The sequence below is a fragment of the Rhodovulum sp. DZ06 genome, assembly GCF_050586345.1.
GTDB lineage: Bacteria > Pseudomonadota > Alphaproteobacteria > Rhodobacterales > Rhodobacteraceae > JBOCEF01.
The window spans coordinates 1-18,329 of the sequence record NZ_JBOCEF010000044.1; the positions used below are offsets into that span (position 1 = coordinate 1).

The following is an 18,329-nucleotide window of genomic DNA, read 5'->3' on the forward strand; positions in this document are numbered from 1 at the left end:
CCCCCCCCCCCCCCCCCCCCCCCCCCCCCCCCCCCCCCCCCCCCCCCCCCCCCCCCCCCCCCCCCCCCCCCCCCGGGGCCGGGCCGCGGCGATGCGCGGCCCGAAGGTCAGGCGCGCCGCCCGGACAGGGGCGGCGCGGTGTCCCGCGATCAGGACTCGGCCGGGGCCTCGTCGGCCTCGGGGGCGGCTTCGCCCTCGAGCTCCTCGACCGGGGCTTCCTCGAGCTCGCCGAGGTCGAACCCGGCTTCGCCGAGCTGCGCGGCCATGCCCTCGAGCGCGGCGCGGGCGACCAGGTCGCAGTAGAGCGAGATGGCGCGCGAGGCGTCGTCGTTGCCCGGGATCGGGTGATCGATGCCCTGCGGGTTGGAGTTGGAGTCGACCACGGCCACGACCGGGATCCCCAGCTTCTTCGCCTCGGCGATCGCCAGCTGTTCCTTGTTCGTGTCGATCACGAACAGCATGTCCGGCACGCCGCCCATTTCGCGGATGCCGCCCAGCGAGGCGGTCAGCTTGGCCTGGTCGCGCTCGAGGTTCAGGCGCTCTTTCTTGGTGAGGCCGGCGGCCCCGCCCTCGAGCTGCTCGTCGATCTTGCGCAGGCGCTCGATCGAGTTCGACACGGTCTTCCAGTTGGTGAGCGTGCCGCCCAGCCAGCGGTGGTTCATGAAGTACTGGGCCGAACGCTCGGCGGCGTCGGCGATCGGGGCCTGGGCCTGGCGCTTGGTGCCGACGAACAGGATGCGGCCGCCCTTGGCGACGCAGTCATGCACGGCGACCAGGGCCTGGTGCAGCATCGGCACCGTCTGGGTCAGGTCGATGATGTGGATGTTGTTGCGGGCGCCGAAGATGTACGTGGACATCCGCGGGTTCCAGCGGTGGGTCTGGTGACCGAAGTGGACGCCGGCTTCGAGGAGCTGGCGCAGCGTGAAATCAGGGACGGCCATGTCCGTTTTCCTTTCCGGTTTCAGCCTCTGCGGGGTCAGGACGGGCGAGGCGCCCGGCCAACCGGCGGACGGTGCGGGATGTCTCCCCGCACAGCGCCCAATCCCCGCATGGGGTGTCAGTGGCGCGCCCTTTACACCGGCGGCCGGACGGGCGCAAGGGCGGATGGCCCGGCGGCGGCGGCCTCAGCCCCCCGCGCCCCCGCCCGCGCGCCGGTCATCGCCCCGGCCCGCGCCGCCGCCCGCGCCCCCGCCCGCATCCAGCACGGCCAGGCGCATGTCCGCCTCGCGCAGCGCGTCGGCCGCATCCGCGCGGCAGGCGCCGCACACCACGTAGCGCACCGGCGGGCCGCCCGGCGCGGGATGGCCGCAGGGCCGCCACGCCTCGCCCGCCGCCGCGCGCAGGCAGATCGAGCAGCGCCGGATCTCGCCCCCCGGCGCGACCGGGGGCGCGTCCCGCGGCGCCGGCGGCCCGACCCCGGCCAGCCGGCTTTCGACCTTCAGCAGCCCCGAGCGCAGGGGCGAGATCTCCATCACGCAGCGGCGGCGCAGGGCCGCGGTGTCGTACTGGTAGCGGGTGCGGAACGTCCCGCCGCGGCTGCGGCACCAGAAGAACAGGGCGTTGAGATAGGAGCGCGTCTCGTCCCCGGACACGAACGCCCAGATCGGGCGGCCGAGGACCTCCTCGGCGAAGGCGCCCTCGCCGCCGTTCAATCGCGCCGCCATGTCCCAGGCGCCGCCCACGGCCTGGACCCTGTCCTGCGGATCGAGGTGGCAGCACAGGACCGTCCCGGCGCCTTCCGCGGCGCCGCGCATCATCTTCGTCGTCATCATGCGGCCCCCCGGCCATCGACATGGCCCGCCGGGATGGCGCCCATATCGCCAGACGATTTGGCCGGGGATTTGATTGAAAATTGGTTAACCCCCGCCATCACGCAAATCTCTCGGCAGAACACGTGGCGGACAGGAAGAATTCACTCCCTATTCACTTCGCGGCAACTTGAACTCTTCGGCGCCGAGCGCGTCGGCGAGCCGCACCCCGGCCGAGCCGGGCCGCTTCGGCGTCGGCTGCCCCTCGCCCGGCGCCCAGCCCGTCAGGGTCACGATCTCGAAACTGGCGCGCACGCGGCCCCGCGCCGCCTCGGCCGGATCCGGGGCCGGGAACCGCTCGGCATAAAGCGCGGCGGCCCTGGCCAGGGTCGCGCGGCGCATCGGGCTGCGGCGGCGGGCGGTCATCACGTTGGTCTCGCCCATCGCCCGCAGCTCGCGCATCAGCGCCAGCGGGCTCTCGTAGGTCACGTCCAGGCTCTCGGAATCGGCCACCGGCATGGCGAGGCCGGCGCGCTGGAGCAGCGCGCCGAGGTCGCGGATCTCGCCCATCGGGGCGACGCGCGGCGACAGGCCGCCCTCCTCGGCCGCCTCCGCCTCGGCCAGCGCGGCGCGCAGCTCGGCCAGGGTCTGGCCGCCGAACATCGACACCAGCAGCAGCCCGTCGGGCTTCAGCGCCCGGCGCATCTGGATCAGCAGCCCGACCGGGTCGTTGGCCCAGTGCAGCGAGAGGCCGCCGACCACGAGGTCATAGGCGCCCTGCTCCAGCTCCAGCACCTCCGCCTCGGCCAGGGGCGCGATGTCGAGCGCGCCGATCTTGGGCGACAGGCGCAGGGTCTCGGCCCAGGCGTCGGCGCCGGGATGGACCAGCGCGGCGCGGGGAAAGTCGCGGGCGACTTCCTCGAGGCGCTCGGCGATCCCCGCGGCGGCATGGGCGTGCAGGAAATCGGCCCCCGGCGCGGGCGCCCCGCGCGCGGCGCGGCGGGACAGCAGGAGGGCGCGGTCGAACAGGTCGGGTCGGGTCATCTGGCGCTCCGGGGCTCGGCGAGGGGGCGGGAGGGCGGAAGGGGCGGCGAGAGGACGCGACAGCGCCCGGCCCCCGCGGTATAGTGGCCCCGGGAACCAGGGGGCAAGGAGGCGCCATGTCGTCGTCCAGGGCTTCCGTGCGCGCGGCGCACGGGCCGCTTCCCGCCGCGCGGGCCGATGCGCCCGCCGATCCGCTTGCTGATGCGGCTGCCGATGCGGCTGCCGATATGGCTGCCGGGGGCCCCGCCGCCGGGGCCGTGCCCGCGCCCGTTCCGGCGCCCGCCTCCGCTCCCGGGCCCGGGCCCGGGCGACGGCCCGAGGCCGCCCCCGTCGTCGCGCCGCCAGTCGCATCGCAAGACGCATCGCAGCAGGTATCGCCGGACGTATCGCCGGGCGCATCGCAAGACGCCTCGCCGGGCGCCCCCGCAGGCGCGCCGGATGCTCGGCTGGCGCGGCGGCTGGCGGGCCTGCTGGCGCAGCTCAGGGTCGGCGCGGCGATGCGCCGATCCGGCGACCCGGACCGGGGGGCGGGGGCGGAGGTCCTTCTTCCCGCCCCGATCCCGGGCGCCGAGGAGGACGCCCCCGAGGCGCCGCCCCCGCCCCGCCCCGACCTGCGCCCGCCCGCGCCCGAGGCCGCGCCGCCCGCGCCGCGCCTGGCCGGCCTTCCTCCCGTCCCGGCGGGGGCGGCCGGGCGGCTCGCCGCCGCCCTGCGCGCCGCCGGGGCCGCCCTGCGCGATTCGGTCTGGGCGCCCGCCTGCATCCTGTGCCGGGCCGAGGTGCAGACGCCGCACGGCCTCTGCCCCGACTGCTGGCGCGAGGTGGAGTTCATCTCCTCGCCCCTCTGCCGGCGCTGCGGGGCGCCCACCCATGGCCCCGGCGACGCGCCGGTCTGCGACGCCTGCCTGCGCACGCCGCTCTCGTTCCGCTCGGCCCGGGCGGCGGCGGTCTATACCGGGGGCGCGCGGCGCGCGGCGATGGCGCTGAAACATGGCGACCGGCTCGACCTCGTGCGACCGGCCGCGATCTGGATGCGCCGCGCCGCCTGGCCGCTGCTGGCCGAGGCGGACGTGATCGCGCCCGTCCCGCTGCACTGGGGCCGGTTCTTCAAGCGCCGGTTCAACCAGTCGGCCGAGCTCGCGCGCGGGCTGCGGGACCTCTGCGCGGCCGAGGGGCCGCACCCGGCCCCCGCCTATGCGCCCGACCTGCTGCTGCGCCCGCGCCCGGGCGAGAGCCAGGGCCGCCGCAGCCGCGCCGCGCGGCGCGAGAACGTGGCCGGCGCCTTCATCGCCAACCCGCGCCGGGCCGCCCGGATCGCGGGCGCGCGGGTGCTGCTGGTGGACGACGTGATGACCACGGGCGCGACCCTCTCGGCCTGCGCCGACGCGCTGCTGGCCGCCGGGGCGGCGCGGGTCGACGCCGTGTGCCTCGCCCGCGTCGCCCCGCGGGACGGCTGGGCGCCGGAGCGGCGCGACGCGGCGCCGGATGCGGGCCGCGCGGCGCTGGAGGAAGGGATCTGATCGCGCGCCGCTCGCGCCCCCATCTCATCCCCGCGCGCCTGAATTGCGCCGGGGTCCGTGCGGGCTATATCTTCCGCGGACACCGGAAAGGGAGCCCTTCATGGCCCGCATCGAGATCTACACCAGCCCCATCTGCGGCTTCTGCCACGCCGCCAAGCGCCTGCTGAGTTCCAAGGGCGCGTCGTTCGAGGAGATCGACGTGATGATGGACCCGTCCCGCAAGCCCGAGATGATCGAGCGCGCGGGCGGACGGCGCACCGTCCCGCAGATCTTCATCGACGGAACCCACGTGGGCGGCTGCGACGAGCTGATGGCGCTCGACCGCTCGGGCGGGCTCGACCCGATGCTGGCGGCATGATCCTGCGCGCGGGCCTCGTCCAGGTCACCGCCACGGACGACCCGGCGGACAACGCCGCGATGATCGCCCGGGCGCTGGAGGACGCCGCCGACCGGGGCGCGCAGCTCGCCTGCACGCCCGAGGTGTCGAACATGATCTCCTTCAACCGCGACCACCAGCGCGCGGTCCTGCGGCCGGAGGGCGGGGACGCGACGCTGGCGGCCGCGCGCGAGGTGGCGGCGAAGCGCGGCTTGTGGGTCTCGCTCGGCTCGCTCGCCCTGCTGTGCGGGGACGCGGGGGACGAGCGGTTCGTCAACCGCTCCCTGCTGATCGACGCGGCGGGCGAGGTGGTCGCGCGCTACGACAAGATCCACATGTTCGACGTCGACCTCGAGGGCGGCGAGAGCTACCGCGAGAGCGCGGGCTTCCGCCCCGGGGACCGCGCCGCCGTCGCCGACACGCCCTGGGGGCGGATCGGGCTGAGCATCTGTTACGACATGCGCTTCCCGGCGCTGCACCGCAGCCTGGCCGAGGCGGGGGCGGAGGTGATCCTGTCGCCCGCCGCCTTCACCGTGCCGACCGGCAAGGCGCACTGGCACGTGCTGCTGCGCGCCCGGGCGATCGAGACCGGGTGCTTCGTGCTCGCCGCCGCGCAGGCGGGGCGGCACGTGCCCGCGCATGACCCCAAGGGGCGCGAGCGGCTGACCTATGGCCATTCGCTGGCCGTCGGCCCGTGGGGCGAGGTGCTGCTGGACATGGAGGACGTCCCCGGCGTGGCGGTGGCCGAGCTGGACCTTGCGGCGGTGGCGAAGGCCCGCGGCAAGGTGCCGTCGCTGGCCAATGCGCGCGCCTTCACGCCGCCGGGCGGCTGAGCGGGGCTGAGGACGGGGCCGGGCCCGCCTTGAGCCCGGCGCCGTCCGCGGCGATCATCGGCGCATGAAACCGGGGCCCAGGGACAGGAGGAGCGCCATGGCGGCGCGCAAGCGCGGGGGCGGGAAGATCCGGCGCGCGGCGGCGGCGGCCGCGGCGCTGCTGCTGCTCGCCGCCTGCAAGCAGCCCGCCGCGCCCGAAACGCCCTTCGCCGCCCCCGGCCATGCCCTGCAGGACGAGGCCGCGCCGCGCGCCGAGGCCGCTCCCCTCCCCGGCCCCGACGCCGCCGCGCCCCATCCCGCCGACCCCGCGATCCGCCTTCTGTCCGCCCCCGGCGACGCGGCGGCCGCGGGCTGGGTCGAGACCGGCCCGGACGGCCCCGCCCTGCCCTTCTTCCTCGATCCCGGCCCCCTCGATCACGGCTCCCTCGACGGCGGCCCCCTCGATGCCGACCGCGGCAAGGGCGGCTCCGCCGTGATCCCGATCCTGTTCCTCGGCGGCGACCGCAAGGGCTGGAGCGCGGCGGCGATGACCCCGCTCTGGCGCATCCAGGCGCGCGAGGCGGCCCGGCGCGCGGGGCTCTCGGGCCCGATCCTGACCCTCGGGCGCCCCTGGGCCGGGGATCCGTCCCGCTGGCGCACGGATGCGGAGCTTTCGGCGCTGGCCCGGGGGCTGGCCGTGCTGGGGCGGGCCTACGGCTTCGGGCGGGTGGACGCGCTGGGGCATTCCTCGGGCGCGCATCTCGCCGTCGGGCTGGCGCAGGAGACGGGGCGCATCCGGCTGCTGGCCGCCGCGGCGCCGCCGCTGGACCTCGCGGCCTGGCACATGGAAACGGCGGGGAGCATGTCGGCGCGGGTGCGGCGGCAATACGACCCGCTGGCCCATGTCGCGGGCTTCCGGGCCGACGCCGCGGCGCTGGTGGCCGATCCGTTCGACCGGGTGACCCCGCCCGCGGCGTGGCAGGGCTGGCTGCGCGCCGCCCGCGCCTTCGGCAAGCCCGCGACGCTGGTGCTGGCCCGGGGCGGGGGCGAGGACCGGCACGGGCTGATCCTGCCCGCGGCCGAGGCGCTGGCGGCGCTGCGGCGGGACGCGGCGGCGGACTGAACCTTCCACGAGGGGGCGGCGACGCCCAGGGGGGCGCGCCCCCCATTCGCGCCCCCGCGCGGCAGGCGCCGCGGGCCGCGCCCCTTGGCGCACCGCCCGCCACGCACCCCGCCACATGCGCCCCGCCAGACGCGCCGCGCGGGCGCCCGGCCCGCAGCACGCGCGACGCCCGACGCGCGGCTCAGCGCTTCACGCTGGCGGTGACGTAATTGACCGAGAGGTCCTTCTGCGACAGCGACCAGCTCCAGCCCAGCGGGTTGAACACGAATCCCGTGCGGTCCACCGGCGTCAGCCCGGCCTTCCCGATCATCGAACAGAGCTCATCGGGGGTGATGAACTTCTCCCACTCATGCGTGCCCTTGGGCAGCCAGCGCATCACCCACTCGGCGCCGACGATGGCCATGGCGAAGCTCTTGGCGTTGCGGTTGATGGTCGAGCACAGCATCAGCCCGCCGGGCTTCAGGAGCGTCGCGCAGGCGTCGAGATAGCCCTGCGGGTCGGCCACGTGCTCCACCACCTCCATGTTCAGCACCACGTCGAACCGCTCGCCCGCATCGGCCAGCGCCTCGGCGGTCACGTTGCGGTAGTCGATCTCGAGGCCCATCTTCTCGGCATGGATCTGCGCCACGGGGATGTTGCGCGGGGCGGCGTCGGCGCCGACCACATCCGCCCCCAGCCGCGCCATCGGCTCCGAGAGCAGCCCCCCGCCGCAGCCGATATCGAGGATCCGCAGCCCCGCAAACGGGCGTTCAGCGGCCAGGTCGCGCCCGAACTCGGCCGCGATCTGCTCGGAAATATAGCCCAGCCGGCAGGGGTTGAGCATGTGCAGCGGCTTGAACTTGCCGTTGGGGTCCCACCACTCCTCGGCCATGGCCTCGAACTTCGCCACCTCGGACGGATCGACCGTGTCGGTATTCATCGCTCTCGCTCCTATGCGCCCTTGCTCCGGCTGCGTCCTGTGACATAACTCGATCATGCGAGAAAGCGATCATGACCGGGCGTCGCGGCACGCCCTTCACCCGCCGATCGAGCCTTACGGCAAGTTCCGCCTGGAGGTCCCGGGCGGGCACGAATTGTATGTCGAGGAATGCGGAAATCCCGAGGGCATCCCGGTCGTGGTCCTGCATGGCGGGCCGGGCGGCGGATGCTCTCCGGGCATGCGCCGCTTCTTCAACCCGGACGTCTACCGGATCGTGCTGTTCGACCAGCGCGGCTGCGGGCGATCCCGCCCCCATTCGAGCCTGCGCAACAACACCACCTGGGATCTCGTCGCCGATATCGAGCTGATCCGGGAGGAGCTGGGGATCGACCAGTGGGTGGTCTTCGGCGGCTCCTGGGGCGCGACGCTCTCGCTCGTCTACGGCATCTCGCACCCCGAACGCTGTCTCGCGCTGGTGCTGCGCGGCGTGTTCCTGATGACGCGGCGCGAGCTCGACTGGTTCTATGGCGGCGGCGCGGGCCTGTTCCGCCCGGAGGCGTGGAAGAAATTCGCCCACGCGATCCCCGAGGACGAGCGGGGCGATTTGATCGCCGCCTATCACCGGCGGCTCAACAGCAACGACGTGATGGAGCAGACCCGTTTCGCCCGCCTCTGGGCCGGGTGGGAGGCGCAATGCGCCACGCTCCGGCACGGGAACGAGGGCTACGGCCCCGACGGCGCCTATGCCCGCGCCTTCAGCCGGATCGAGTCGCATTATTTCGTCAACGCCGGGTGGCTGGAGACGGATGGCTGGATCCTCGACAACGTGGAGCGGCTGAAGGGCGTGCAGGGGCACATCGTGCAGGGCTCGTACGACCTGATCTGCCCGCCGGTGAGCGCCTGGGCGCTGCACCGGGCCTGGCCGGGATCGAAGCTGCGGATGATCCAGGACGGGGGCCATGCGCTGAGCGAGCCGGGGATCGCGCAGGCGCTGGTGGAGGTGATGGACGGGTTGAGGGTTTAGGGGGCGCTTAACGGCGCCTGCTAGCCCCCAAACCTCTGAGCCCTGGGGAGATGGATTTGGAACCCATCGAGACGGAGGTCATTACGCTGAACATCGCGTGGGCGATGATCGACGATCTCGTCAATTGGTCCATTTTTGACGGTCCCTTGGATCCGCCTTTCAAGGAGCTGCGCTTCAACACTCCTGAGAGCGCGAGGATCTTTCTGATCCTGCTGGCGGATCTTCTTTCCGACCCGCATTCTAAACAAAACAGTCCGTCCGCGCTGGGAATCGCGGGACCCTCGCAGGAAGCGGCGGCATCCGAGCGCTCCTACTTGCGCCAACTCAATCACGTCGCACGGAACCCCGCCCTGCTCGGGGCCTCTTCGGAATTTCCAGAAAGCATCTCACGCTTTCGCACTTGGTTGGACGCCGAATTCACCTCGCCAAATTTGTACTTTCAAAGCGTTGGAGAGACACGAGACATAAAGATGAGCCGCTTCCTGGCGATACGCATTTGCGGCGACGTTGCGAAGCACAATCCCGCTCGTCTTTCCAGCCGAGCCGCCAAAATACGCACTCTCCTGGGAAATCATGGCCTCCAACTCTCGGAAGACGAAAGCTTCTTGGCACTGCAAGATTTCTACGAATGGTTCACTCAGACGTTCCTCGGATATCATGCTTCGACGATGGCCTAGTTTCTGAACGACATACGCTGGGCGCTCTACCGTTCCTGCAAACCGGAGTACGGTCGATCAACCCGAGCCGCCCAGGGACATCAAGGCGCACTTGATATTCCGCCCGCCCTCGGCAGCGCCCTGAGCAGGCACATGTACTACGGCCTCATGAACCGCTGCCGTTGCGCCCCTTGGTTTCCCGAGTTCACGGCAACTGAACATCTAAAACTCAGATATTGAACCCCAAAGGGGCCCGGCGTCTCCGCCCTGCCTGCCTCCACTCCATGCGCAAAGCCTCACTCGGCGGTCAGAAACGGCGGCTCGCCGCCCTCATTGGCCTTCTTCTCGGAGGAGCGAGATGCGCAGGTCGAACTCGCCGTCCTTCATACCCTCCTTCACAGCCCGCCCTCACTTCGCTTGGCGACGAGTCGCCCACCGCCCACGCCATTGCCCCCGCCATTGATCGCCCCCGTCCCGTGGTGCAAAATTTCCGCGCTACGAAAGGGGGTCCCCATGTCCGATGAACAGGATTTCGTGAACGACCTGCTCCGCATCGTCGGCTCCGACGAAGACCGCTCCTGGCGCAAGATGGCGAAGCGATGCGCGAAATTCGCCCTGCCCGCCGGGGTCGCCGCCGCCGCCTATTGGGGGCCGGGGCTGACCGCCGCCGGAAGCGTCACCCTGCCGGGCATCGGCACGGTCGCCGGCGCCACCGCGGCGCTGCTGGTGGCGCTCGGCGCCGGGGGGAGCGTGTGGGCCGCCTGCATGATGACCCAGAAACCCGCCCTCGACCGCATCCGCGAGGAGCTGTCGATGAACCCGCCCCTGCGCGAGCAGGTCAAGAGCGACCTGCGCATGATCGCCGCCCTGCACAAGCGCCACACCAGCGCGGCCTGAGAGCGGCGCCGGGGCCCCGGGAGGAGGGGGGGGGGCACACCGCGCGCTCTCCGATGGAGCGAAGGGCGCCCGGGCTGGCGAGACGCGCACGGCGCCCCCGCCCCCCGGGCCGGCGGCGCGCCAAGGCCGCGCGATCCCCCCCTCCGGGCCGGCGCGCAACGAAAAAGGCCGGGCGTCGCCGCCCGGCCACTCTTCATTCCATCCGCCGTGGATCACTCCGCGGTCAGCAGCGGCGGCTTGCCGCCCTCGATGGCCTTCTTCTCGGGCGGCGAGATGCGCAGGTCGAGCTTGCCGTCCTTCACGCCCACCTTCACCAGCCCGCCCTCGGTCAGCTTGCCGAACAGCAGCTCCTCGGCCAGCGGCTTCTTGATGTGCTCCTGGATCACGCGGCCCAGCGGGCGCGCGCCCATCGCCTGGTCGTAGCCCTTGGCCGCCAGCCACTCGGCCGCGGGACGGGTCAGCTCGATGCTCACCCCGCGGTCCAGCAGCTGCGCCTCGAGCTGCAGCACGAACTTCTCCACGACCTGCAGGATCACCTCGTGCGGCAGCGGGCCGAAGGAGATGGTCGCGTCGAGGCGGTTGCGGAATTCGGGGCTGAAGGTCCGCTCGATGGCCGCCTGGTCCTCGCCCTCGCGCGTCGTGCGGTTGAAGCCGATGGCCGCCTTGGCCAGCTCCGACGCGCCCGCGTTCGAGGTCATGATCAGGATCACGTTGCGGAAATCGACCGTCTTGCCGTTGTGATCGGTCAGCTTTCCGTGGTCCATCACCTGCAGCAGGATGTTGAACACGTCCGGGTGGGCCTTCTCGATCTCATCGAGCAGCAGCACGCAATGCGGGTGCTGGTCGACGCCGTCGGTCAGCATGCCGCCCTGGTCGAAGCCGACATATCCCGGCGGCGCGCCGATCAGGCGGGAGACGCTGTGCTTCTCCATGTACTCGGACATGTCGAAGCGCAGCAGCTCGACCCCGAGCGCCTTCGACAGCTGGCTCGCGACCTCGGTCTTGCCCACGCCCGTCGGGCCCGCGAACAGGTAGTTGCCGATAGGCTTCTCCGGCTCGCGCAGACCGGCGCGGGAGAGCTTGATCGCCGCCGACAGCGCCTCGATCGCCGCGTCCTGGCCGAAGACGACCCGCTTGAGGGTCTTCTCCAGGTCGCGCAGCGTCTCGGCGTCGTCCTTGGAGACGGTCTTCGGCGGGATCCGGGCGATCTTGGCGACGACCGCCTCGATCTCCTGCTCGCCGATCAGCTTCACGCGCTCATCCTCGGGCTTGAGGTGCTGGGCGGCGCCCGCCTCGTCGATCACGTCGATGGCCTTGTCGGGCAGCTTGCGGTCGGTGATGTAGCGGGCCGACAGCTCCACCGCGACGCGGATGGCGTCATCGTCGTATTTCAGGCCGTGATGCTCCTCGAAATAGGGCTTGAGGCCCTTGAGGATCTCCACCGTGTCCGGGACCGACGGCTCGTAGACGTCGATCTTCTGGAAGCGGCGGGACAGGGCGCGGTCCTTCTCGAAGTGCTGGCGGAACTCCTTGTAGGTGGTGGAGCCCATGCAGCGCAGCGCGCCCGACTGGAGCGCGGGCTTCAGCAGGTTCGAGGCGTCCATGGCGCCGCCCGAGGTGGCGCCGGCGCCGATCACGGTGTGGATCTCGTCGATGAAGAGAACCGCGTCCTCGTGATCCTCGAGCTCCTTGACCACGGCCTTCAGCCGCTCCTCGAAATCGCCGCGGTAGCGGGTGCCGGCCAGCAGCGCGCCCATGTCGAGCGAGTAGATGGTCGAGCCCGACAGGACCTCCGGCGTTTCGCCGTCGACGATCTTGCGCGCCAGGCCTTCCGCGATGGCGGTCTTGCCCACGCCCGGGTCGCCCACCAGCAGCGGGTTGTTCTTGCGCCGGCGGCACAGGACCTGAATGCAGCGCTCGACCTCCGACTCGCGGCCGATCAGCGGGTCGACATCGCCCTTGCGGGCCTTGGCGTTGAGGTCGACGCAGTACTTGGCCAGCGCCGTCTCCTCCTTCTTCTCGCCGCGCTCGGCGCCGGGCTGCTCGCCCTCGTCATCCGCGCCGCGCACGGGACGCTGTTCGCCGAAGGCGGGGTTCTTGGCGACGCCGTGGGAGATGTAGTTGACCGCGTCGTAGCGGGTCATGTCCTGCTCCTGCAGGTAGAACGCCGCGTGGCTCTCGCGCTCGTGGAAGATGGCGACGATCACGTTGGCGCCGGTCACCTCGGTGCGGCCGGAGGTCTGGACATGAATGACGGCGCGCTGGATCACGCGCTGGAAGGCATGGGTCGGGGCGGCCTCGGAGCCGTCCACGTCCGACACCAGGCTGTCGAGTTCGTTGTCGATGAAGCCGGTGAGGGAGGTGCGCAGCGCCTCCAGGTCCACCGCGCAGGCCTTCATCACCCGCGCCGCGTCCGGCTCGTCGACCAGGGCGAGCAGCAGGTGTTCCAGCGTCGCCAGCTCGTGCTTGCGTTCGTTGGCCAGCGCCAGCGCCTGGTGGATGGCTTCCTCAAGAGTGCTCGTGAACGAGGGCATGCGCGTACCTTTCCACCTGTTTACGTCCGACAGCGGGACCATCGCGGCCGCGCGGCGTCGCCCGGTTGGGGAGGGGGCGACGGGGCGCGGGCCCGGCACGATGATACCGGCCGAATCCGAGTGCATCATTAAACGAAGTGCATGTCAGCACCGGATCAAGGTCCGGACGTGGAAAATGCGACCGGCGACGCGCCGATCACTCCTTTTCCATGGTGCACTGCAGCGGGTGCTGGTGCTGCTGGGCGAATTCCATCACCTGGGTGACCTTGGTTTCAGCGATCTCGAACGAGAAGACGCCGACCACGGCGAGGCCGCGGCGATGGACCGTGAGCATGATTTCGACGGCCTGTTCGCGCCCGAGGCCGAAGAACCGCTCCAGCACCAGGACGACGAACTCCATCGGGGTGTAGTCGTCGTTGAGCAGGAGCACCTTGTACATCGAGGGGCGCTTGGATTTCGGCCGCGTGGCGACGGCGATCTCGCCGTCGGTCCGGTCGTCCCCGCCCGGCCCGTCATCATCCTTGTCCGCCGCAAAGTTGTCCGCCGCGAGGCGCGGCGCGGCGCGCGACGGGCCCATGACGGACGGCCCCATGACGGACGGCCCCATGACGGACGGGGCGACCGCCGGGGAAACCGGGGCCGCAGGGTCGGTGATGGCGAGGGATTCGGAGGCGCTGCTCATGGCCGCATATTATAGGATGGCGCAGGATGGAAAAAAGGGGGCCGAGGCCCCCTTTTCCCAAAATTCATCGAACCGGTGCGGCGCGCTTCGCTGCGCCGCGGCGCCGGGATCAGGCCGAGTAGGTCTTGACCATGTCGGCGGCGGCGGTGAAGCGCGCGTTGATCGGCTCCATCGACTCTTTCGCCGCGGCGATCGCCATCTCGTTCATCTTGGTGGCCTGCTTCATCATGCCGTCGAAGGTGGCCTTCGCGTACTCGGCCTGCTTCTCCATCAGCTCCATGACCGACTTGGACGCGGCCATGTCCTTGGCGGCGGCCATCGAGTCCTCGACGGTCTGCTTGGAGAAGGCCATGAATTCGGCGTTCAGCTCTTCGGCGGCCTTCACGTACATGTTGGAGGCCTTGACCATCGCGTCGAAGGATTCCTGGTTGAAGGCGGCGGCGTCCTCGAAGGACTTCGACATCTTCTCCATCTGCGCGGACATCGACTTCTGCGCGTCGGCGGCGAAGGTTTCGAGCGACTTGGTGGCTTCAGCAGCGGTGTTCATGGGTTTCGCTCCCTTACGGTGTTTCAAGCGGAACCGCCGCGTGAAGGTTCAGGGGTATCCGCGGCGCTGCACCATAGGTAGTGCGCCATGCTGCGTTGCGTCAAGATCGTTCTTGTGCGGCGCAGCAGAAAACCGGGCGGAAAGTTGGTTTCCGGTCCCTTGCGCCACAGTCCGGTTTCACTGTGCGGTATTCAGCGGCGCATGACTCCGGGATGAAGGTTTTTAACCTAAGAGATTCTCAACGCTTCCGCAGCATGTTACGCTGGCTTCAGGAGACCATGTCGTAACAAGCGCCATCGAAGCGCGGTCTCCCCGAGGCACGACGACGTGACGCAGGAGCAGGACGAGGGACATCCGATGCAGGCACAATCCGCCCACAGGCGCGCCGCAGCCGCGCGCAGGGCCCTCCCGGGACGCGCCGCGAGGGCGCGCCGGGCGTTGAACGCGGGCCTGGCGGCGACGCTGGCGCTCACCATGATCATTCTCGGCGCCGGCCAGGCGGCCGCCGCCCCCTATGCGGCCTACGTGATGGACGCGCGCACCGGCCAGACGCTGCATGCCAGCGACCCGGACCGGAAGCTGCACCCCGCGTCGCTCACCAAGATGATGACGCTCTACCTCGCCATCCAGGCGGTGAAGAACGGGGACCTGCGGCTGGACCAGAAGGTGACGGCGTCGCGCCGGGCCGCCTCGCAGCCGCCCTCGAAGATCTACCTGCAGGCCGGGCATCGCTACACCGTGCGCCACCTGATGCGCGCCGCGGCGGTGAAATCCGCCAATGACGCCGCGCTGGCGCTGGCCGAGGCGGTCTCGGGCAGCCAGGAGGCGTTCGCGCGGCTGATGACCCAGACGGCGCGCGAGATGGGGATGAACAACACCACCTTCCGCAACCCGCACGGGCTGACCCAGCGCGGGCACCTGTCGACGGCGCGGGACATGGCGATCCTCGGCCGCCGGCTGTTCTTCGATCACCCCGAGTATTACAACCTGTTCAGCCGCAAGACGACGACGGCGATGGGGCGGACGATCCGCAACACCAACCGCCGGCTGCTGTCCTCCTATCGCGGCGCGGACGGGATCAAGACCGGCTATACCAGCGCCGCGGGCTACAACCTCGTGGCCTCGGCGCAGCGCGGCGGCAAGCACGTGATCACGGCGGTGTTCGGCGGGCGCTCCTCGCGCTCGCGCAACGCCGAGGTGGCGCGTCTGCTCGACCTGGGCTTCCAGAAATCCCCGCGCCACGCGGCGATCATCAAGCCGCGCAACGTGACCGGCGGCGCGGTCGTCGCCTCGCCCCTGCCGGTGGAGAAGCCGGGCGGGTCCGAGACGCTGCTGGCGCAGGTCGGGAACGCGATCGTGCCCGCGGCGGCCGCCTCGGCGGCCGAGCGGCCGGCGCGCCGGATCCGGGCGATGGCTCAGGCGCCGCTGCGCTCCGAGCTGCCGACGCCCCGCCCGGGCCTGGTGGCGTCCGGCGTCGCGATGAAGGTCGAAGTGCCGACGCCGCGCCCGCGCTGAGCCGCCGCGCCGCGTGCCACGCCTTTCGCCCCGCCGGCTCAGCCGGCGGGGTTTTTCATGCGCTCACGGGGGAAGAAGAGGGGCCCGGCGGCTCAGCCGACGTCCGACAGGCCCGGGATCTCCAGCGCCTTCACCAGGTCCCGCACCTCCTGTCGCGCCGCGACATGGGAGAGGGAGAAGGAGAAGCCCTGCTCCTTCAGGTCCAGCAGCGTCAGGCCGTTGAGGAACATCTCGCGGAAGATCACCCGCTCCGAGAAGCCCGGCGCGACGCGGAAGCCGATGCGGCGCGACAGGTCCTCCACCGCTTCGCCCACGCGCCGCTTGTTGCGGGCGTTGAGGGTGGAGATGCGGTTGCGCACCACGATCCAGTCGACGGGCTTCAGGCCCGCGCGGGCGCGCAGCTGGCGGGTCTTCCACACCATCTCGGAATAGATCGAGGGGCCGAGGATCTTGCCCGTCTCCGGGTCCACCCGCGCCAGCAGGTCGAAATCGATCAGCGAATCGTTGATCGGGGTGACCAACGTGTCGGCGGCGGCATGGGCCATCTGGCTGTAGAAGCTGTCCGAGCCGGGGCAGTCGACGATGATGAACTCGCAGGATTTCTCGAGCCGCGCGAGCGCCTCGGAGAAGCGCGCCTCCTCCTCGGCCTCCGCCGCCTTGCGGTCGCGCAGGTCCGACGGGTGCAGCCATTCGCGCTCCGGCAGGCTCAGCTGCTGGCCGCTGCGCTGGATGAACGCCTCGCGGTTCTCGAGGTAACGGAAGAAGGTGCGCTGGCGCAGGTCGAGATCCATCGCCCCCACGCGCCGCCCCGTCCGGCTGATCGCCGCGAACAGGTGCATCGCGGTCGTGGACTTGCCCGAACCGCCCTTCTCGTTGCCGGTGACGATGATATGCGCCACGCGCCCGAACCCCTTGTCCGTGAAGCGAAAAAGGCGCGCCCGGATGGGGCGCGCCCTTTCGATGTACCGCATGCGGGCCGCCGCGGGAAGGGGGCTTTCGCCGCCCCGTCCCGCGCGCGGCCGAGCGGGATCAGAAGTCGAGGCCGGCGAACTTCTTCTTGAACTTGGACACGCGGCCGCCGGCGTCCATCAGGCGCTGGTTGCCGCCGGTCCAGGCCGGGTGCACGGTCGGATCGATGTCGAGGGTCAGCACGTCGCCTTCCTTGCCCCAGGTGGAGCGGGTGCGGAAGGTGGTGCCGTCCGTCATCTTCACTTCGATCATGTGGTATTCGGGGTGGATGTCTTTTTTCATCGTGCATTCCGGCGTGGGCGGCCGGACCTCTTTCTGGCGGGACTGAGCGCGGGGCGGGCGCCGCGCGGGGATCTCTCCCCCCGGCCGGAACCCGCGTCGCCCCGGGGGACGTGGAAGCCGCCCGATACAGCATGGGGCCCGCCGGGGCAAGGGCGCGCGGGCGATCCCGGCGAAGTGATGCGCCGCGCGCTTGCCCGCGGAGAGCGGCGCCGCTAGGTAAGGGAACGCCGTTCTCATATTCCAGTTCCTGCATGCCAGCCGCGGAGCCCGCCCCGATGTCCTCTTCCGATCCGACGCCCGGCGGGGCGCCCGCCCCCGCGGAACCCCTCCCCGGCGCATCCGGCCCCGGCGCATCCGGCCCCGGCCGCCTCGGGGCGGTGTTCGTGCTGCTGACCGTGGTGCTCGACGCCGCGGGGATGGGACTGATCATGCCGGTGATGCCCGAACTGCTGCGCGAATTCTCGGTGGGCGGAGAGCTGTCGGGCGCGGCGGTGATCGGCGGCTGGCTGGCCTTCTCCTACGCCTTCGCGCAGTTCCTCTGCGCGCCCGTCATCGGCGCGCTGTCGGACGCCCATGGGCGCCGCCCGGTGCTGCTGATCTCGATGGCCGCGATGTCGCTCGACTACGTGCTGCTGGCCACCACCGGGGCGCTGTGGGTGCTGATCCTGGCGCGGCTGCTGTCGGGCGCGGCCGGCGCGACGATGACCCCGGCGCGGGCCTGGCTGGCCGACCAGTCGCGGCCCGAGGATCGGGGCAAGGCGTTCGGGCGCATCGGGGCGGCCTTCGGGCTGGGCTTCGTGCTCGGCCCCGCGCTGGGGGGGCTGCTGGGCGAGTACGGGCCGCGGGCGCCGATCTGGGCGGCGGCGGCCATCGCGGGGGTGAACTTCGTGTTCGGCTGGTTCGTGCTCAGCGAATCGCTCCCCCCCGCGCTGCGCCGCCCCTTCGAATGGGCGGCGGTGGACCCGACCCGGGCGCTGCGGCGGGCGGCGAAGCTGCCCAATATCGGCCTCCTGATGCTGGCCTACCTGCTCTATGACTTCGCGCTCTACGCCTACCCGTCGGTCTGGACCTTCGTGGCCAGCGCCTCGTGGAACTGGGGCGCGACCGAGATCGGCGTGTCGCTGGCGGGCTACGGGCTGTTCGCGGGGCTGTCGATGGCGTTCCTGATCGGCCCGGCGACGCGGGCGCTGGGGACCACGCGGCTGGTGGTGATCGCGCTGGCGGTCGAGGCGGCGCTGGCGGTCTGCGTGGCGACCTTCTCGGCCGGCTGGGCGGTGTTCGCGCTGCTGCCGCTGCTGGGGGCGACGGCGATCGCGGGCCCGGCGCTGGAGGGGATGATCTCCGCCTCGGCGCCCGCCGACCGGCAGGGCGAGATCAGCGGCGTGATCGCGGCGCTGACCAGCGTGGCGGCGATCCTGAGCCCGCCGATGATGACGGCGGTGTTCGCGGCGGCGACCTCGGGGCCGGGGCCGCACATGCCCGGCGCGCCTTTCCTTCTGTCGGCGCTGATCGCGCTGCTGGGGCTGGGGGCCTTCCTGGTCGGCCTGCGCCGGGCGCGCCGCAAGGGTCCGCCGGGCGCCGCGGCGGCCTGAGGCCCCCTGCCCCGCCCGCGCCCCCGCCCGCCGCGCCGCGCGGGCGCCCCGCCGCCGCCCGCGCCCGGCCCGGCGCGCGGCCCCCATGCGCG

18 protein-coding genes are annotated in these 18,329 nt (G+C 71.7%); 9 read left to right on the top strand and 9 right to left on the bottom strand.

Going from position 1 to position 18,329, the window contains the following annotated elements; genetic code table 11:
• Window positions 1-149: 149 nt before the first annotated feature.
• From rpsB to ACQ5SO_RS16715, 3 genes are all read right to left on the bottom strand, one after another.
• Window positions 150-941, bottom strand: a complete 792-nt coding sequence (gene rpsB / locus ACQ5SO_RS16705) for a 30S ribosomal protein S2 (protein ID WP_430942767.1) — start codon at window positions 939-941, stop codon at window positions 150-152.
• Window positions 942-1,124: 183 nt separating this feature from the next.
• Window positions 1,125-1,772 carry a hypothetical protein gene (locus tag ACQ5SO_RS16710; protein ID WP_430942768.1) on the bottom strand — a complete coding sequence of 216 codons (648 nt, stop codon included), beginning with the start codon at window positions 1,770-1,772 and terminating at the stop codon, window positions 1,125-1,127.
• 147 nt (window positions 1,773-1,919) lie between these two features.
• Window positions 1,920-2,792 (bottom strand): methyltransferase domain-containing protein, encoded by an 873-nt coding sequence (locus tag ACQ5SO_RS16715; protein WP_430942769.1) that lies wholly within the window; start codon window positions 2,790-2,792, stop codon window positions 1,920-1,922.
• A 497-nt stretch (window positions 2,793-3,289) separates the two neighbouring features.
• Here ACQ5SO_RS16715 and ACQ5SO_RS16720 point away from each other — a divergent pair, with 497 nt between their 5' ends.
• From ACQ5SO_RS16720 to ACQ5SO_RS16735, 4 genes are all read left to right on the top strand, one after another.
• Window positions 3,290-4,309: a double zinc ribbon domain-containing protein gene (locus ACQ5SO_RS16720; protein WP_430942770.1), complete on the top strand. Its 1,020-nt coding sequence runs from the start codon at window positions 3,290-3,292 to the stop codon at window positions 4,307-4,309.
• Window positions 4,310-4,409: 100 nt separating this feature from the next.
• Entirely contained in the window at window positions 4,410-4,667 is a 258-nt protein-coding gene (grxC, locus tag ACQ5SO_RS16725; RefSeq protein WP_430942771.1) for a glutaredoxin 3, read from the top strand.
• A 2-nt stretch (window positions 4,668-4,669) separates the two neighbouring features.
• A complete protein-coding gene (locus ACQ5SO_RS16730) occupies window positions 4,670-5,518 on the top strand; it encodes a carbon-nitrogen hydrolase family protein (RefSeq protein WP_430942806.1) in 849 nt (282 codons plus the stop codon).
• 97 nt (window positions 5,519-5,615) lie between these two features.
• Window positions 5,616-6,620: a hypothetical protein gene (locus ACQ5SO_RS16735; RefSeq protein WP_430942772.1), complete on the top strand. Its 1,005-nt coding sequence runs from the start codon at window positions 5,616-5,618 to the stop codon at window positions 6,618-6,620.
• A gap of 181 nt (window positions 6,621-6,801) precedes the next feature.
• Here ACQ5SO_RS16735 and ubiG read toward each other — a convergent pair whose 3' ends face one another.
• The gene (gene ubiG / locus ACQ5SO_RS16740; protein WP_430942773.1) at window positions 6,802-7,539 is read right to left on the bottom strand and encodes a bifunctional 2-polyprenyl-6-hydroxyphenol methylase/3-demethylubiquinol 3-O-methyltransferase UbiG; all 738 of its coding nucleotides are present in this window, start codon (window positions 7,537-7,539) and stop codon (window positions 6,802-6,804) included.
• Between the two features lie 55 nt (window positions 7,540-7,594).
• Between ubiG and pip the strand changes: the two genes are divergently transcribed.
• The 3 genes from pip to ACQ5SO_RS16755 all read left to right on the top strand — a co-directional run bounded on the left by pip (window position 7,595) and on the right by ACQ5SO_RS16755 (window position 10,116).
• Window positions 7,595-8,563 (top strand): prolyl aminopeptidase, encoded by a 969-nt coding sequence (gene pip / locus ACQ5SO_RS16745; RefSeq protein ID WP_430942774.1) that lies wholly within the window; start codon window positions 7,595-7,597, stop codon window positions 8,561-8,563.
• 56 nt (window positions 8,564-8,619) lie between these two features.
• Window positions 8,620-9,240, top strand: a complete 621-nt coding sequence (locus tag ACQ5SO_RS16750; RefSeq protein ID WP_430942775.1) for a hypothetical protein — start codon at window positions 8,620-8,622, stop codon at window positions 9,238-9,240.
• Window positions 9,241-9,732: 492 nt separating this feature from the next.
• Window positions 9,733-10,116, top strand: coding sequence for a hypothetical protein (locus ACQ5SO_RS16755; RefSeq protein WP_430942776.1), 384 nt, complete (start codon window positions 9,733-9,735; stop codon window positions 10,114-10,116).
• A gap of 212 nt (window positions 10,117-10,328) precedes the next feature.
• On the opposite strand, the gene clpA is transcribed toward ACQ5SO_RS16755, so the two are convergent.
• The 3 genes from clpA to ACQ5SO_RS16770 form a co-directional block, all read right to left on the bottom strand.
• Complete coding sequence (gene clpA / locus ACQ5SO_RS16760; protein ID WP_430942777.1) at window positions 10,329-12,650, bottom strand: ATP-dependent Clp protease ATP-binding subunit ClpA; 2,322 nt, start codon at window positions 12,648-12,650, stop codon at window positions 10,329-10,331.
• A gap of 196 nt (window positions 12,651-12,846) precedes the next feature.
• Entirely contained in the window at window positions 12,847-13,227 is a 381-nt protein-coding gene (clpS, locus tag ACQ5SO_RS16765) for an ATP-dependent Clp protease adapter ClpS (protein ID WP_430942807.1), read from the bottom strand.
• A 214-nt stretch (window positions 13,228-13,441) separates the two neighbouring features.
• Entirely contained in the window at window positions 13,442-13,879 is a 438-nt protein-coding gene (locus tag ACQ5SO_RS16770; protein WP_430942778.1) for a phasin family protein, read from the bottom strand.
• Window positions 13,880-14,317: 438 nt separating this feature from the next.
• Between ACQ5SO_RS16770 and ACQ5SO_RS16775 the strand changes: the two genes are divergently transcribed.
• Complete coding sequence (locus tag ACQ5SO_RS16775) at window positions 14,318-15,394, top strand: D-alanyl-D-alanine carboxypeptidase family protein (protein WP_430942779.1); 1,077 nt, start codon at window positions 14,318-14,320, stop codon at window positions 15,392-15,394.
• A 92-nt stretch (window positions 15,395-15,486) separates the two neighbouring features.
• Here the strand turns inward: ACQ5SO_RS16775 and ACQ5SO_RS16780 are convergent, their stop codons facing one another.
• Window positions 15,487-16,293: a division plane positioning ATPase MipZ gene (locus tag ACQ5SO_RS16780; RefSeq protein ID WP_430942780.1), complete on the bottom strand. Its 807-nt coding sequence runs from the start codon at window positions 16,291-16,293 to the stop codon at window positions 15,487-15,489.
• A 130-nt stretch (window positions 16,294-16,423) separates the two neighbouring features.
• Window positions 16,424-16,645: a 50S ribosomal protein L31 gene (rpmE, locus tag ACQ5SO_RS16785; RefSeq protein WP_430942781.1), complete on the bottom strand. Its 222-nt coding sequence runs from the start codon at window positions 16,643-16,645 to the stop codon at window positions 16,424-16,426.
• A gap of 275 nt (window positions 16,646-16,920) precedes the next feature.
• Between rpmE and ACQ5SO_RS16790 the strand changes: the two genes are divergently transcribed.
• On the top strand, window positions 16,921-18,237 hold the full coding sequence (locus ACQ5SO_RS16790; protein ID WP_430942782.1) for an MFS transporter: 1,317 nt from the start codon (window positions 16,921-16,923) through the stop codon (window positions 18,235-18,237).
• Window positions 18,238-18,329 lie beyond the last annotated feature (92 nt).